The sequence below is a fragment of the uncultured Bacteroides sp. genome, from assembly GCF_910586915.1.
In the GTDB taxonomy this organism is placed as follows: Bacteria; Bacteroidota; Bacteroidia; order Bacteroidales; family Bacteroidaceae; genus Bacteroides.
Map to the genome: position 1 here is coordinate 1 of NZ_CAJULN010000017.1, position 16,219 is coordinate 16,219.

At 45.7% G+C, this 16,219-nt stretch carries 11 protein-coding genes; 5 read left to right on the forward strand and 6 right to left on the reverse strand.

The window, feature by feature from the left end; all coding sequences use genetic code 11:
* Nucleotides 1–1,115 (reverse strand): LysM peptidoglycan-binding domain-containing protein (locus QZ331_RS08010; RefSeq protein ID WP_294629406.1); only part of this gene is annotated, 1,115 nt, incomplete at its 3' end.
* Between the two features lie 157 nt (nt 1,116–1,272).
* Between QZ331_RS08010 and uvrA the strand changes: the two genes are divergently transcribed.
* From uvrA to QZ331_RS08025, 3 genes are all read left to right on the forward strand, one after another.
* Nucleotides 1,273–4,092: an excinuclease ABC subunit UvrA gene (gene uvrA, locus QZ331_RS08015; RefSeq protein ID WP_294629447.1), complete on the forward strand. Its 2,820-nt coding sequence runs from the start codon at nt 1,273–1,275 to the stop codon at nt 4,090–4,092.
* A gap of 29 nt (nt 4,093–4,121) precedes the next feature.
* Entirely contained in the window at nt 4,122–4,601 is a 480-nt protein-coding gene (ybaK, locus tag QZ331_RS08020; RefSeq protein ID WP_294629407.1) for a Cys-tRNA(Pro) deacylase, read from the forward strand.
* Between the two features lie 108 nt (nt 4,602–4,709).
* A complete protein-coding gene (locus QZ331_RS08025) occupies nt 4,710–6,236 on the forward strand; it encodes a peptide MFS transporter (protein WP_294629408.1) in 1,527 nt (508 codons plus the stop codon).
* 73 nt (nt 6,237–6,309) lie between these two features.
* Here QZ331_RS08025 and QZ331_RS08030 read toward each other — a convergent pair whose 3' ends face one another.
* Nucleotides 6,310–6,807: a GNAT family N-acetyltransferase gene (locus tag QZ331_RS08030; protein ID WP_294629409.1), complete on the reverse strand. Its 498-nt coding sequence runs from the start codon at nt 6,805–6,807 to the stop codon at nt 6,310–6,312.
* 164 nt (nt 6,808–6,971) lie between these two features.
* On the opposite strand from QZ331_RS08030, the gene QZ331_RS08035 reads away from it, so the two are divergent.
* Both QZ331_RS08035 and QZ331_RS08040 read left to right on the forward strand, forming a co-directional pair.
* Nucleotides 6,972–7,298: a PadR family transcriptional regulator gene (locus QZ331_RS08035; protein ID WP_294629410.1), complete on the forward strand. Its 327-nt coding sequence runs from the start codon at nt 6,972–6,974 to the stop codon at nt 7,296–7,298.
* Nucleotides 7,299–7,318: 20 nt separating this feature from the next.
* Nucleotides 7,319–8,425: a PspC domain-containing protein gene (locus QZ331_RS08040; protein WP_294629411.1), complete on the forward strand. Its 1,107-nt coding sequence runs from the start codon at nt 7,319–7,321 to the stop codon at nt 8,423–8,425.
* Nucleotides 8,426–8,889: 464 nt separating this feature from the next.
* Here QZ331_RS08040 and QZ331_RS08045 read toward each other — a convergent pair whose 3' ends face one another.
* From QZ331_RS08045 to QZ331_RS08060, 4 genes are all read right to left on the reverse strand, one after another.
* Entirely contained in the window at nt 8,890–10,995 is a 2,106-nt protein-coding gene (locus tag QZ331_RS08045; protein WP_294629412.1) for a S9 family peptidase, read from the reverse strand.
* Nucleotides 10,996–11,106: 111 nt separating this feature from the next.
* Nucleotides 11,107–12,438 carry an MATE family efflux transporter gene (locus tag QZ331_RS08050; protein ID WP_294629413.1) on the reverse strand — a complete coding sequence of 444 codons (1,332 nt, stop codon included), beginning with the start codon at nt 12,436–12,438 and terminating at the stop codon, nt 11,107–11,109.
* A gap of 79 nt (nt 12,439–12,517) precedes the next feature.
* Nucleotides 12,518–14,374 carry a membrane protein insertase YidC gene (yidC, locus tag QZ331_RS08055; RefSeq protein ID WP_294629414.1) on the reverse strand — a complete coding sequence of 619 codons (1,857 nt, stop codon included), beginning with the start codon at nt 14,372–14,374 and terminating at the stop codon, nt 12,518–12,520.
* 59 nt (nt 14,375–14,433) lie between these two features.
* The gene (locus QZ331_RS08060) at nt 14,434–16,059 is read right to left on the reverse strand and encodes a CTP synthase (RefSeq protein WP_294629415.1); all 1,626 of its coding nucleotides are present in this window, start codon (nt 16,057–16,059) and stop codon (nt 14,434–14,436) included.
* Between the last annotated feature and the right edge of the window lie 160 nt (nt 16,060–16,219).

A 16,219-nucleotide genomic window follows, 5' to 3' on the forward strand; every position in this document is an offset into this window, starting at 1 on the left:
ACGTGGACATTGGGGAACTGGCGGGTGAAATGCTCATAAACTTCCGAGTATAAGTAAGATTGCGGTGTGTTAATCTGATAAATGGAAGGATTATTGAACACCTCTTCGCCCTTTTTGGAGAAAGGAATTACTAAGCGGATGTTATTTTTTTCCGCGAAGTCGGATAAAGTTTTTATTTGGTTTTGATGCATCGGACCGAAGATGATATCCATTGTTTTCATCTCGTTCTTGGCAAGAATCGTATTCAATGTAGAAACCTCTTTACCACTATCATATACATACAAGTCGAGTGAAGTACCTGTGCGTTTCAGGCTGTCTACTGCCATAAGGAAACCTTCATAATATTCCACCATACGCTGTTCTTCCAAGAAAGGCAATATTAATGCTGCTTTGATGGTAGTCATCATTTTGGGTGCCTCTTTACTCTGGTTGAAAAGTTCATTGTTGCTGGGCGGTATGGCGTAAGGGTCCTCTTTCGGGGTGGGTTGCATGGTAGTTGCCGTCGGGTAGGGGATACAAAGAAATTGTCCCTTTTTCATTCCCTGTTTCAGTTCGGGATTGGCGGCAATCAGTTCTTGTTCGCTAATTCCGTATTCACGGCTCACGCTGAAAATTGTTTCTTTGCGTTTCACCTTGTGCATATCTTTGCATCTGGGAACTACCGGCCCTTGAATGTTTTCAGGTTCGACAGGCGTTTGAACGGCGACAGGCTTTTCCTCCTTTTTTAGCGGAATCAGGATAACCTGTCCGATACGGAAATTTTCGGCACTCAATCCGGGATTGGCTTCGCAGATATCTTTGGCGGATATATTATACATACTTGTTAGTTTGTATAATGTCTCTCCGGCTTGAATCGTATGGAATGTTTCTCCTTTCCGGCCGTCTTTTCCTTTGGGAATCCTGATGGTTTGTCCGGCATAGATTTTCTCGTCGCAACCGGGGTTCAGACTGACGATGTCTGATGTGGTGACATTGTACATCTTTGCGATGGAATATAAACTTTGTCCTTTTTCAATGGTATGCAGGAAATAGGATTGATTCTCCTGTGCACGGCAGACAACGTATGAAACGCTTATGAAAAGCAGAAATAAGAATATTCGGTTTATCGGTTTCATTAAATTATAACTATTGGTTCTTGAAATCAAGCAACAAAGGTACAAATAAAGCCCTATATCTTCATAAGATTTGAGTTAAGAAAATAATATTGTGCTTTTTTAGAAGCATATTTCGGGTGGAAACACTAAATTTGCAGCATTTATGGAAGATATGAATATGCAGGAAACAGAATATATTAATGTGTACGGTGCGCGTGTGCACAATCTGAAAGATATTGATGCTGAAATACCCCGCAACAGTCTGACTGTCATCACCGGAATGAGCGGCAGTGGTAAATCTTCTTTGGCTTTCGATACCATTTTTGCAGAAGGTCAACGCCGTTATATTGAGACTTTTTCGGCCTATGCCCGCAACTTCTTAGGTAACTTGGAACGTCCGGATGTCGATAAAATAACCGGTTTGAGTCCGGTGATTTCCATTGAACAGAAAACAACGAACAAAAATCCGCGTTCGACCGTGGGAACAACAACTGAGATATACGATTATCTCCGTCTGCTCTATGCCCGCGCGGGAGTGGCCTATTCATACCTTTCCGGCGAGGAGATGGTGAAATATACGGAAGAACAGATTCTGAACCTGATTCTGAAAGATTACAAGGGAAAGAAAATATATCTTCTTGCTCCTTTGGTGCGTGCACGTAAGGGACACTACAGGGAACTGTTCGAGCAGGTACGCAAAAAAGGATATTTGTATGTACGGGTGGACGGTGAAGTGCGTGAGATAACTCATGGAATGAAACTCGACCGTTATAAAAGTCATGATATTGAAGTCGTTATTGATAAATTGGTGGTGGCGGAAAAGGATGACCGCCGTCTGAAACAGAGTGTGGCAACTGCCATGCGTCAAGGAGACGGCCTGATGATGATTTTAGATGCCCAATCCGAAAGTACCCGTCATTATAGTAAACGTCTTATGTGTCCGGTCACCGGATTGTCTTACCGTGAACCGGCCCCTCATAATTTCTCGTTCAACTCTCCGCAGGGAGCGTGCCCGAAGTGTAAGGGGTTGGGGATAGTCAATCAAATTGATGTAGACAAGGTAATTCCCGACCGTGAACTCTCTATTTATGAAGGCGCCGTAGCCCCTTTGGGCAAATATAAGAATGCTATGATTTTCTGGCAAATAGGCGCGTTGCTTGAAAAGTATGATGCGACATTGAAAACTCCGGTGAAAGCATTGCCAGACGATGCGATTGACGAAATTCTATATGGTTCTGATGAACGGATTAAAATCAAGAGTTCCTTGATCGGTACTTCTTCCGACTATTTCGTTACTTACGAGGGCGTTGTGAAGTACATTCAGATGTTGCAAGAGAAAGACGCTTCCGCCACGGCGCAGAAATGGGCGGAACAATTTGCCAAAGCCACTGTCTGTCCCGAATGTAAAGGAGCTCGTTTGAATAAGGAAGCACTTCATTTCCGTATTCACGATAAAAATATCAATGAATTAGCAAATATGGACATCAGCGAACTATATGACTGGCTGATGAAAGTCGATGAGTTTCTTTCCGATAAACAGAAGAAAATCTCCGCAGAGATTCTGAAAGAGATTCGTACGCGTTTGAAATTCCTGTTGGATGTCGGTCTGGACTATTTGGCGTTAAACCGCAGTTCGGTCAGTCTTTCCGGTGGAGAGAGCCAGCGTATTCGTCTTGCCACACAGATAGGCTCCCAGTTGGTGAATGTGCTTTATATTCTTGACGAGCCGAGTATCGGTCTGCATCAACGGGATAATTTGCGTCTTATCAATTCATTGAAGGAACTTCGCGATATGGGCAACTCCGTCATTGTAGTGGAACATGACAAAGACATGATGTTGGCTGCCGATTACGTCATTGATATGGGTCCGAAAGCCGGTCGTTTGGGTGGGGAAGTGGTCTTTGCTGGAACGCCCCAGGAGATGCTGAAGACCGAAACGATGACTTCCCAGTACTTGAACGGTAAGATGAAGATAGAAGTCCCCGCCGAACGCAGGCAGGGAAACGGAAAATCAATCTGCCTGAAAGGGGCAAAAGGTAATAACCTCAAAAATGTGACTGTCGAGTTTCCGTTAGGGAAGTTGATTTGTGTAACCGGAGTGTCGGGAAGCGGAAAGTCCACCTTGATTAATGAGACATTGCAACCCATTCTTTCGCAGAAGTTCTACCGTTCGTTACAAGACCCATTGGAGTACGATGCTATCGAAGGACTGGAAAATATAGATAAAATAGTGAATGTCGACCAGTCGCCGCTCGGGCGTACGCCGCGTTCCAATCCGGCTACATATACCGGAGTGTTCTCAGACATTCGTAACCTGTTTGTAGGATTGCCGGAAGCGAAAATTCGTGGCTATAAACCGGGCCGTTTCTCTTTTAATGTTGCGGGCGGTCGCTGCGAAGCCTGTGCGGGAAACGGTTATAAGACCATTGAAATGAATTTCCTTCCCGACGTATATGTGCCTTGTGAAGTCTGTCACGGCAAGCGTTACAACCGCGAGACGTTGGAAGTCCGCTTCAAAGGCAAGTCCATTGCCGACGTACTTGACATGACCATCAACCGTGCCGTGGAATTTTTTGAAAACGTGCCGCAAATTCTCAATAAAATCAAAGTACTGCAAGATGTAGGCTTGGGATATATCAAGTTGGGACAATCGTCCACTACTTTGTCCGGCGGTGAGAGCCAACGTGTGAAACTGGCAACAGAGCTTTCGAAAAGAGATACGGGCAAAACTCTTTATATCCTTGACGAACCGACCACCGGACTCCATTTCGAAGATATACGGGTACTGATGGGCGTGCTGAACAAACTTGTGGACAAAGGCAATACGGTTATTGTCATTGAGCATAACCTGGACGTGATAAAAATGGCGGATTACATCATTGATATGGGCCCTGAAGGTGGTAAGGGTGGGGGGGAACTCCTGAGTTACGGTACACCTGAAGAGGTTGCGAAGAGCCATAAGGGATATACACCTAAGTTTCTTCGCGAAGAATTGTGACTTATCTCACCTTTAAAAATACAACAAAAATGAAAATCAATAAAACGAATGCCGCACGGTTGTTGGACAAGGCAAAAGTAACCTACGAACTGATTCCTTATGAGGTAGACGAAAACGATCTGAGTGCCATTCATGTGGCAGCCAGTTTGGGTGAGAACATAGAACAGGTATTCAAGACGCTGGTTCTGCACGGCGACAAAAGCGGTTATTTTGTCTGTGTCATTCCGGGCGAACACGAAGTCGATTTGAAATTGGCAGCTAAGGCTTCCGGTAATAAGAAGTGTGACCTCATACCTGTGAAAGAACTTCTGCCGCTTACCGGCTACATCCGTGGCGGCTGTTCTCCTATCGGCATGAAAAAGCATTTTCCTACTTATATACACGAAACCTGCCTGCATTTTTCATCCGTTTTTGTAAGTGCCGGTGTAAGGGGACTTCAGTTAAAATTGGCTCCGTCGGATTTGATTCGTGAAGCGAAAGCGGAAATATGTCGTTTGTTTGAGGAATAAATTGTAGGCTCTATGGAGTAAATATGACCGCATATTCTTTGAATGAATTAAAAAAAGTATATATTTGCAGGAAATATCAATTTTTATTAATCTTAATGTAATTTTTATATGTTTGAAGGACAACCGAAAGGGCTATACGCTTTGGCCTTGGCTAACACGGGCGAACGTTTTGGCTACTATACCATGTTGGCAGTGTTTGTATTGTTTTTGAAAGCGAACTTTGGTTTCTCGCCCGAAGTGGCAGGTACTATTTACGGTACTTTCCTGGGGCTGGTTTATTTCCTTCCCTTCGTGGGTGGTATCATGGCAGATAAGTTCGGCTATGGTAAAATGGTGACCATTGGTATTATTATTATGTTCCTGGGTTATTTATTTCTTTCCTTACCTTTGGGTACGGGTGCGGCTGCGGTGGCCGGTATGGGAGCCGCTTTGTTGCTGATTAGTTGCGGAACAGGTTTGTTCAAGGGCAATCTGCAAGTAATGGTAGGCAATCTGTATGATTCGCCGGAGTATGCTGCAAAACGTGATTCCGCTTTCTCTATCTTTTATATGGCAATCAATATCGGTGCGCTTTTTGCTCCGACGGCAGCTGTGGAAATTATGAAGTATGCCCAGAATGCGTGGGGAGTGAGCGAAAGCGACTCTTACCATTTTGCATTTGCAGTAGCTTGTGTATCGCTTATTGTTTCTATTGCCATTTATTATTTTTTCCGTAGCACATTCCGTCATGTAGAAGGAGGAAGCAAGGCTGCCGGCAAGACAGAACAGGCTGGCGGACAGGAGATTTCTGCTGCCGAAACCAAAGAACGTATTGTGGCATTGTGTCTGGTGTTTGCGGTAGTGATATTCTTTTGGATGGCTTTCCATCAGAACGGTTTGACTTTGACCATGTTTGCCGATGAGTTTACGGCGAAGAGCTCTACCGGATTGGAGAGTATGGCTTTCGATGTAACCAATCTGTTGCTTTGCATATTCATTGTGTATGCTCTTTTCTCTTTGGTACAAAGCAAGACAAGCAAAGGCAAAGCCGTTTCGACCCTTGTCATTTTGGCTGCCGTGGGCGGTTTGATTTATAAATACAGCGTATTGCCCGAATCCATAGCTGTATCGGCTCCTATTTTCCAGCAATTCAATCCCTGCTTTGTGGTAGCTTTGACTCCAGTGTCTATCGCTTTGTTTGGCTTCCTGGCTAAAAAAGGTAAAGAACCTTCGGCTCCGCGTAAGATTGCTTTGGGTATGTTGGTAGCTGCTGTCGGTTTCTTGATTATGGCTGTCGGTTCGTTGGGTCTGCCCAGCTCGGGTGAGCAGGCTGCTGCCACAGCAGCGGGCACTGCTACGTTTGTTTCTCCCAACTGGTTGATTTCAACTTATCTGATATTGACATTCGGCGAATTGCTGCTTTCTCCGATGGGTATTTCCTTTGTATCGAAAGTGGCTCCTCCTAAATACAAAGGTATGATGATGGGTGGCTGGTTTGTGGCTACTGCCATCGGTAATATGCTGACTGCTGTCGGTTCATTCCTGTGGGGTACTTCATTGCCGTTGTGGCAGGTATGGTGTGTATTCATCGTATTGTGCCTTGTTTCGGCACTGTTCATGTTCACAATCATGAAGAAACTCGAAAAAGTAGCTTAATGTATAGCGGGTATTTGCCCGGATGTAATCATACAAAAAAGGCTTGCAGCGTAGGTTGCAAGCCTTTTTTGTATCAGATGTCCAATCCCATGATATAGTCATTCATGTAATATCCGTTTCCAATCGGGAAATCACCTTCTCTCAGCTTCCTCATACCCATGTGTTCGTAAAACAGCAAGGCCTTGTTGTGACGATTCACATTCAGCTCCATCAGGCAAGGTTCCGGATGCACCTCTTTGATATACCTTATCGCTTCTCTGAATAAGAAAGTGCCGCAGTGTGCGCCTTGAAAGCGGGGGAGGACATAAATCTTCTGAAGATGGAAGACATCCTTCTCCTGTTGCTGTACGGAGACATATCCGCATACTTCATTGTCCTTATAGGCGATGAAATAGATGTGTCCCTCTTCTTCCATTTGCTTGAGAATATTCCGGGGAGCATACATCCAATCCATCATATAGTCTAATTGTTCGGAAGAGATGATTTCCTTGTAAGTGGCGGGAAAAACTTCCTTTGCCATCCGGTTGATAAGTTCGCAATCGGCAACCGTTGCTTTTCGAATACTGAACATATGTATTTTCTTTTTGTGGTTTAACGCGCGCAAATATAGCTATTATTTCTTTTTATAATAAGGTGTACGCTCTCTAAACTTTTAATTATTATTAATTTATAGTACTTTGTAATGCAAGGTACTAAAGTAATACATATATTTGTGCCATACAAAAGAAGAGAACAATGAAAGTAGACAATGTAAAATCTCAAATGAGGAAAGGTATGCTTGAATATTGCATCATGCTTTTACTGCATAAGGAGCCTTCTTATGCTTCCGACATCATTCAGAAATTGAAAGAAGCCCAACTGATTGTAGTGGAAGGGACTTTGTATCCCTTGTTGACCCGGCTGAAAAATGACGACCTGTTGAGTTATGAATGGGTGGAATCTACACAAGGCCCCCCGCGCAAATATTACAAACTCACCGAAGCCGGAGAAGCCTTTTTGGGAGAGCTTGAAATCTCCTGGAAAGAATTGAATGAGACAGTGAATCATATTGCCAATAGATAATTAGAAAAAGAAGAAATAAAATGAAAAAGACATTGACCATCAATTTAGGAGGAACGGTCTATCATATAGATGATGATGCCTATCGCTTGTTAGACAATTACCTGTCTAATCTGAAGCATTACTTTCGCAAACAGGAAGGTGCGGAAGAAATCGTAAATGATATTGAAATGCGTATTGCCGAATTATTTGCCGAGAAAATAGCGCAGGGCAAGCAAGTCGTAACAGTGGAGGATGTGGAAGAAATCATAGCCCGCGTAGGGAAGCCTGAAGATTTCGAGATTGCCGACGACGAAGCCGACGCCCGGAAGAAAGCGGAACAGACCGCTTCGGCCGACCCGGGTTGCCCGCGTACCGCCACTGCTCCGCGACGTTTGTTTCGCGACCCGGACAATAAACTGCTCGGGGGTATAGCAGCAGGATTGGCTGCTTATTTTGGCTGGGATATTACTTTGGTGCGTATCTTGATGATTATTCTGGTCTTTATCCCTTACTGCCCGATGATTATCCTTTACCTTATCGGATGGATTGTCATTCCGGAGGCCCATACGGCCGCCGAAAAGCTGAGTATGCGCGGAGAAGCGGTGACCATTGAAAATATCGGCAAAACGGTGACCGACGGTTTCGAGCGGGTGGCAGATGGAGTCAATAATTATATGAATTCGGGCAAACCCCGCACGTTTCTTCAGAAGGTAGGTGATGTGTTTGTCTCCATTGCAGCCGTTCTCTTTAAGATATTCCTGGTAGCTTTGGTGATAATCTGTTGCCCTGTGCTGTTTGTGCTTGCGGTAGCGTTGGTGGCTTTGGTGTTTGCTGGGGTTGTGGTTGCGGTCAGTGGCGGTGCATTCTTTTACGAGATGCTGCCGGCTGTTGGTTGCATTCCGATGGCTGCTTCCCTGTCTCCCGTCATGACACTGCTGAGTACGATTTCCGCAGTCGCTTTGCTTGGCATTCCGTTGGGAGGTTTCCTTTATACCATTCTTCGCCGTTTGTTCCATTGGTCGCCGATGGGGGCAGGCTTGAAATGGTCGCTGCTGATTCTGTGGATATTGGCCGCCGGTATCATCATTCTCAACCTTCCGGCTTTTGGCTGGCATCTGCCGTATTTGCACGGCTGGCACTGTTCTTAACCGGAATCAACTTCGCGACAACAATAGCGATAACATAGAAATGTGTGTCAACGATGGGTTGTTTGCCTGTAAAGCATTGGTAATAAAGTTACTGTCGCTTAATGGCAAACAACCTATTTTTTATATATAAAGTTCTGGCCGGTTACTTATAAACTATAAACGCAATCTTCGTTTTTATAAACGAAGGCTTCATTTATAAAAACGAAGGTTGCGTTTATAAAAATGAAACTTGCATTTATAGTTTGTAATTGGTAAAACAAAAGATTGCCGTTACTTTCCGAGAAGTTTATCTCCGATAAAGGAGACGTTTATTGCGGGTCGTTTGAGGGGAGGAGAGCGGTCGATTGTTCATTAAAAACGACCAGACCTGCATCCATGCAGAAGGCTCCGAACTCAATGCACGATTGAGTACGGAGCCTTCGCTGTTTTTACCTGTCAAGGTGTAGGCCGTATGGGCCGGAGGTTTACTTCACAGGTGCTTTCTTCACCCATTTGTCCAACCATTCAAAGAATGTGCGTTGCCACAGAACCCCGTTTTGAGGTTTCAGTACCCAATGGTTTTCGTCGGGGTAAACCAGCAGTTCGGCAGGCACGCCGCGCATCACGGCAGCGTCGAAAGCAGCCATTGCCTGATTGGCGAGGATGCGGTAATCTTTCTCTCCGTGAATGCAAAGAATCGGAGTATCCCATTTGTCAACGAAAAGGTGAGGAGAGTTGGCGAAAGTGCGCTGTGCCACCGGATTCTGTTTTTCCCAGTATGCGCCGCCCATATCCCAGTTGGCAAACCATTTCTCTTCGGTTTCCAGGTATTGCATCTCCATGTTGAAGATACCGTCGTGAGCGATGAAGGCTTTGAAGCGTTTGTCGTGGTGGCCTGCCAACCAATATACGGAGAAACCTCCGAAACTGGCGCCTACGCATCCCAAACGGTCTTTGTCTACGTACGGTTCTTTCGCTATCTCGTCAATGGCCGTGAAATAGTCTTTCATGCACTGGCCGCCGTAGTCACCGCTAATCTGTTCGTTCCATTCTACGCCGAATCCCGGCAAACCGCGACGGTTGGGAGCAACGATGATATAATCGTTGGCTGCCATAATCTGGAAGTTCCAACGGTAAGACCAGAACTGGCTGACCGGACTCTGCGGACCGCCCTCGCAGAATAGCAGGGTAGGATATTTCTTGTTCGGGTCAAATTGGGGAGGATAAATCACCCATGTCAACATCTGTTTTCCGTCTGTTGTCTTCATCCAGCGGCCTTCCACTTTACCCATTTCCAGTTGGTCGTAAATCTGTTTGTTCTCCTGTGTCAACTGAGTGCTCGTACCGTCTAAGGCCACTGCGTAAATTTCATCGCCCATACTCATCGAATGGCGTTTCGCAAGCAACTTGTCTCCGAAAAGCGCCACACCTTCGTAGTCGTACATTCCCGAAGTAATCGCTTTTACTGAATCGTTCGCCAAATCCAGCGCATAAATGTGTGATTCTCCGTGCCATACTCCCGTGAAATAGATGCTCTTGGCATCTTCGCTCCATACGAAAGCATCCACATTCGATTCGAATGCTTTGCTGACAAAACGTTTCTCTCCCGTCTCCAGATTCATGACGAACAGACGGTTCAGGTCGGCTTCATAACCGTCGCGTTCCATGCTTTGCCAGGCGATATACTTGCCGTCGGGCGAATATTGGGGATTTGTGTCGTATCCCTTGTTCTCCTCGGTGATGTTTTCCGTTTTCTTGGTGTTGAGGTCGTAGATGTAAATGTCCGAATTGGTAGAAACGGCATATTCGAGTCCTGTTTTCTTACGGCAGGTGTAGGCTATCTTGTCCGAAGTCGTGTTCCAGGCAAGCTGTTCGATGCCGCCCCAGGGCTTCATCGGGCTTTCGTACGGTTCGCCTTCCAGGATATCCACGATATTGGAAAGGCCGCCGTTACCGTCAAAATCGGCAACGAACGGATGCGGAGCGGTCGTCACCCATTCGTCCCAGTGTTTGTACATCAGGTCGGTCACGATGATACCGGTTGCTTTGGGCAAGTCCGGATGTTTGTCGGCTGTGCTTTCTTTCGTCTTTACCTGCGAAATGAACAGGAGTTTCTTTCCGTCGGGCGAGATGGCGTATCCTTCGATGTCGCCGTCGTAGTTGGTCAGTTGTTTGCGGCCGCTTCCGTCGGGATTCATCTCATAAAGCTGGCTGCTTCCGTTGTCGTTACTTAAGAAGGCGAGTTTGGTTCCTCCTTTAATCCATGTCACCTCATTCTCCTGATAGGGTGTATGGGTAATTTGCTGGTTATCGCTTCCGTCTGCGTTCATCACAAAGACTTCGCGGTTGCTCTTGTTTTCGGGTACGCTGTAGTAAGCTACCGTGTACACAATCTTCTTTCCGTCGGGCGATACCGAAAAGCCGCCGATGCGTCCCATTGCCCAAAGCGCTTCGGGAGTCATGCGCTTCTCTTCAATCTTAATGTCCAATTTCTTGATAAGTACCTGCTCCGTCTTGCCTGCCTCTTTGGTTTCTCCGCAGGCTGCTAACAACATTGCTGCTGACATCATAAATAAATTAGCTTGTCTCATATTCTTAAATCATTGTTTAGTAGTTTTTCTGTTGGAATAATCGGACAAATATACGATAATAAAACGATTTTACTTGTCTTTAGGCACCATAAAGATGACAAGGCTGTCCGATTAGATTCTCTTTTGCCGCCAATTTCCTTTTCTCATATATTGGCAGCAGAAGATGAGTATGAAGAAGCCGTACACGCTTTCTGTTGTCCAGGCAAAGGCGACATCCATCCGCAGGTAGAGGATGAAATAGGCCGAATAGGCGATGTAGATAGCCAATACGCAAAGTTCCATTGCCAATGCAGTCCGCGTATTTCCTGTTCCTGATACCGACTGGAAATATACATTGGCAGGGACTAACACCACATAGGCGGCACACAGCACCCAAAGCGAATGAACGGAAGCCTCCCTCAATTCCGGTATGTCCGTATAAATGCTCAGTATCCAATCGGGAAACAGACTGAAAAAGAACAATATCGGTGTAACGAGCATATATCCGATGCGGATATGCTGTCTGATGGTTCCCCGTACGCAGTCCTGTTCGCCCGCACCGATAAGGTTGCTGACCAGTGAGCCGCAAGTGGAAGCAAAGGCCATTGCAATCATAAACGGAATTCCCGATACATTGCGGATGATGTTGGCAATGGCCAGCGACCGCTCTCCCAAATGTTCGACGAAGAGAAAGAACATAAACCAGGTAGAGAGGGAAACGAAGTTCTGAATCATCGTCCAGACGGAAATGTTGAGAATGCGTTTCAACATCTGCATACGCAGCCGGGGGAGTGTATTCAATGCGTATTTCTTGCAGTCGATTCGCTTCCATGTGTAGATGATAAAGAAAATCATCGAAACCATTTCGGCAAGCGAAGAACCGATTGCGGCACCGGCAATGCCCAGTTGCGGGAAGCCGAACTTGCCGAATATCAGGATGTAGTTGAATACTACGTTCGAGAGCACCATTACAATGGAGTTCAGTGTCAGTGTCTTGGTTTGCGTAGTGCCCACAAAGAACGCGCGGAACATTACTCCGACAAACGAGAAGAAGAATCCGTAAACCCTCCAATGTATATAACTCTCGGCCGCATCGTAGATGTGTGGTGAAGAAATGATGTTCTTCAATATATACGGCGAGAAGACTACGGACAGCGTGAATAGGGCGACTGCCACCGTCAGCAGGAAGTAGATGCCTTGATAGAAGATAAGCCCTATCTCTTTGTAGTTTCCTTCGCCGTTGCGACGGGCAATCAATATTTGTGCTCCGATGCTGAAGCCGAAAGCCAACATAAAGATGGCAAGGTAATAAACGCCGGCGATGGCGGACGCTCCTAACTCAATCTCGCCCACCCGTCCGAGAAAGGCGGTGTCGGTCATACCTATCAACTGCTCCATAATCAGGCTGATTAGGATGGGGTAGGCGATGGTCCATATTTGTTTATAAGTATATTTGGTTTTCATCGTACTTTGTTTTATAGAAAGAAAGCCGGGCAACCCCGATAGGATGTCCGGCTTTCTCAGAATGTATAGGATGTATTCCTTATTTCTTATTCTGTCTTTGCTGTTGCAATAGCTCCTGTTGCTTTTGCATCGCTTCCAGGCGGGCAGCAAATCCGGTCTTTTTCATTTGTTTCGGGTCTTTCTTGTTCGCTTCGAGAATGGCCAACAGTTTGGTTTCGTCAGTTGTTTTACGAAGCAGAATCATCGTACCTACGCTAATCAAGGTCGACACGAAGTAGTAGTAGTTCAACCCCGAAGGATAGTCGTTCAGGACAAACAGGAACATAAGCGGCATCAGATACATCATCCATTTCATGGCAGCCATCTGTGGTTGCGAACCGTTATCCTGCATCGACATGGTGTACTTCGTGTTCAGGATGTTGGTCACCGTCATCAGCAGACAGAACAAGCTGATGTGGTCGCCCAAGAACGGAATATGGAACGGGAATGTGATGAACGCGTCATAGGTCGAAAGGTCGTCGGCCCACAAGAAACTCTGTTGGCGCAACTCGATGGCACTCGGCACGAACATGAACAAAGCCATCAGAATAGGAAACTGCAATAACATCGGCAGACAGCCTCCCATCGGGCTTACCCCATACTGGCTGTAAAGGCTCATGATTTCCTGCTGTTTTTTCATTGCATCTTCCTGTTTCGGATATTTCTTGTTGATGACATCGATTTTCGGTTTCAACACACGCATCTTGGCGGAAGACATATAAGTTTTCCACGTAGCCGGGTAAACCACGACTTTCACGATGATGGTCAGAATCAGCAATACGATACCCATGCTCAGTCCCCAGCCCGACAACCAGTCGAATACGTTGATTGTGATAAACTGGTTAATCCAACGAACCAGCGGCCAGCCTAAGTAAACCAGACGGTGGAGTTCCCATTTCTCGTCGCGGCCTTTATCTAAGGCTTTCAGTGTCTTGAAGTGGTTCGGGCCGAAATAGAAATGCATCTTTGTCGGTTCGCTGCCTGTCGGGTCGAAGAAGGTGTTCATTTCGGCTGCATAATCCTTGATATATCCGCTTCCCTGCTGTTCCATGACCGATTTGAGAGACACTTTGTCGAAGGTCTGTTCGGCAATGAAAACAGACGAGAAGAACTGGTTCTTGAAAGCTATCCAATCGATGTGCTTTTCCAGTTTTTTCTCATCATTCTTGGAGGCTGAGAGATTATCTACGTCGTCTCCTGTAACCTTGTAAGTCAGCTCGGACAAACGGTTTTCGTAAGTGAATCCTTTTTCCTGCTGGCGGGCGCGTTGCGACCAGTCGATGTCTACATAGTTGGTACCTGCCAATTTGTTTGCCATACCTGTTGCTTTGATTTCAAAGTTCATCAGGTAGCTGTCGGGGTTCAACGTGTAGATGAAGTCGATGTAGCTGTCACTGTCCGCAGCTAAGCGCATAGTAACACTGCTATCCGTCTTGTTTACAACTTCAAAGAAATAATCCTTTGTTTGTATGGCACCTTCCTTGTTGTAGAAGTTGAAGTTCATCGAAGCATCGTTACCGTCGAACAGCATAACCGGAGTTTGCTTGTCCTGTGCCATGTAGTCTTTCAGCATTGCCGAATACACACGTCCTCCTTTGGTGGTGAAAGTGATTTCTGCTACATTGTTCCGGATGCTGACTTTGCTATCGGTTCCATGCATAGCATTGAAAAACAGTGCGGAAGAGTCGGTGGCCGATGCAGCATTCTCTTTTCTGCTGCTTGCCAGTGCGGCTTCCGTTTTCGCTTTCAACGCTTCCTCCTGCTGTTGTACGATGGCAATCGAATCGTAGTATCTCTGCTGTGCAGCTAACTGTTCCTTGCTCGGACGGCTGTAAATGCTGAATCCTATCAATAATATGCCTATCAGAACGAAACCTGTGATGGTATTTTTATCCATTACTTATTTTTAATTACAAATTATAAAATTACAGACTATCGGTTTGTTACCGTGTGCCGTTACTCGTTCACCGTTGTTTTTTCGTTTTCGATAGCTGCTTTCACAAACGCTACGAACAACGGGTGCGGGTTCAATACCGTACTGCCGTATTCCGGATGGAATTGCGTTCCGACAAACCATTTCAATGTCGGGATTTCTACAATTTCCACCAAGTCCGATTCCGGGTTGATACCTGTACATTTCATACCGGCAGCCTCGTATTGTTCTTTGTAGTCATTGTTGAACTCATAGCGGTGGCGGTGACGTTCTTGGATGTGCTCTTGTCCGTAAGCCTGGTAAGCTTTGGAGTCTTTCTGCAATACGCATTCGTATGCACCCAGACGCATCGTGCCGCCCATATTCGTGATGGCTTTCTGCTCTTCCATGATGTCTATCACGTTGTGCGGAGTCTTTTCGTCCATTTCGCGTGAGTTGGCATCTTCATATCCCAATACGTTGCGTGCAAATTCGATGGCGATGCATTGCATACCTAAACAGATACCGAAAGTTGGGATATCATGCGTACGTGCATATTTGATGGCTACAAACTTGCCGTCGATACCACGTTGGCCGAATCCCGGACCAATCATGACGCCCGCCATACCTTTCAGTGCCTCGCCCACATTCTCGTCAGTCAGTTTTTCGCTGTTCACGAAATGAACTTCCACTTTGCGGTCGTTGTAAGTACCGGCTTGTGATAAAGCCTCGCGGATTGATTTATAAGCATCCTGTAAATCATATTTTCCAACCAATGCAATATTGACCGGTTCTTTCGCTTTTGCAGCGTGACGGCGTTCCAAGAATTTACGCCACGGACCGAGTCCCGGAGTTTCTCCTACGGGCAAACCCATTTTTTCAAGGATGGTGCTGTCCAACCCTTGTGCCTGCATCAACAGAGGTACTTCGTAGATAGTTTCTGCGTCAATAGACTGTACTACGGCTTTGTTGTCTACGTTGCAGAATTGTGCAACCTTTCTGCGCAGTCCGTCGCTTAACGGATGTTCGGCACGCAACACCAATACGTCCGGCTGGATACCTACACTTTGCAGTTCCTTCACAGAGTGTTGGGTCGGTTTCGTTTTCAATTCTCCGGCAGCAGCAAGATAAGGAACGTAAGTCAGATGCACGCAAAGAGCGTTCTTGCCGAGTTCCCATTTCAACTGACGGATGCTTTCGAGGTAGGGGAGGGATTCGATGTCGCCTACCGTACCGCCGATTTCAGTAATCACAAAATCGAACTTGTATTTGTTGCCCAACAGCTTTACATTCCGTTTAATTTCATCCGTGATATGTGGAATCACCTGGATTGTCTTGCCCAAGTAGTCTCCACGACGTTCTTTGTCGATAACGCTTTTGTAGATACGTCCCGTAGTAATATTGTTTGCCTTTGTCGTTTGGATACCTAAGAAACGTTCATAGTGTCCTAAGTCGAGGTCGGCTTCATGACCGTCTACGGTTACGTAGCACTCTCCGTGCTCGTAAGGATTCAATGTTCCCGGGTCAATGTTGATGTACGGGTCAAACTTTTGGATGGTTACATTATAACCTCTTGCTTGCAGCAATTTACCGATGGAGGACGAAATGATACCTTTTCCCAAAGAAGAGGCAACGCCACCGGTGACGAAAATATACTTTGTTTCTCCCACAGCTATAACTGTTTTAAAATTGTTTACTTAGTAGTTTTCTTATAAACTTAAAAAGCGCAAAAGTATAAAAAAAAGAGGAAGTACGCAGTTTTTGCCCTCTACAAATTTATTAAAAAATGCAATTTTAAAAGATTCCTATGATTTCTGAACAAAATAATGT

What these genes read in the sequence shown, in the direction of transcription:
- uvrA (WP_294629447.1), top strand. Translation starts at nt 1,273, where the DNA reads ATGCAGGAAACAGAATATATTAATGTGTACGGTGCGCGTGTGCACAAT.
- ybaK (WP_294629407.1), top strand. Translation starts at nt 4,122, where the DNA reads ATGAAAATCAATAAAACGAATGCCGCACGGTTGTTGGACAAGGCAAAA.
- QZ331_RS08025 (WP_294629408.1), top strand. Translation starts at nt 4,710, where the DNA reads ATGTTTGAAGGACAACCGAAAGGGCTATACGCTTTGGCCTTGGCTAAC.
- QZ331_RS08030 (WP_294629409.1), bottom strand. Translation starts at nt 6,807, where the DNA reads ATGTTCAGTATTCGAAAAGCAACGGTTGCCGATTGCGAACTTATCAAC.
- QZ331_RS08035 (WP_294629410.1), top strand. Translation starts at nt 6,972, where the DNA reads ATGAAAGTAGACAATGTAAAATCTCAAATGAGGAAAGGTATGCTTGAA.
- QZ331_RS08040 (WP_294629411.1), top strand. Translation starts at nt 7,319, where the DNA reads ATGAAAAAGACATTGACCATCAATTTAGGAGGAACGGTCTATCATATA.
- QZ331_RS08045 (WP_294629412.1), bottom strand. Translation starts at nt 10,995, where the DNA reads ATGAGACAAGCTAATTTATTTATGATGTCAGCAGCAATGTTGTTAGCA.
- QZ331_RS08050 (WP_294629413.1), bottom strand. Translation starts at nt 12,438, where the DNA reads ATGAAAACCAAATATACTTATAAACAAATATGGACCATCGCCTACCCC.
- yidC (WP_294629414.1), bottom strand. Translation starts at nt 14,374, where the DNA reads ATGGATAAAAATACCATCACAGGTTTCGTTCTGATAGGCATATTATTG.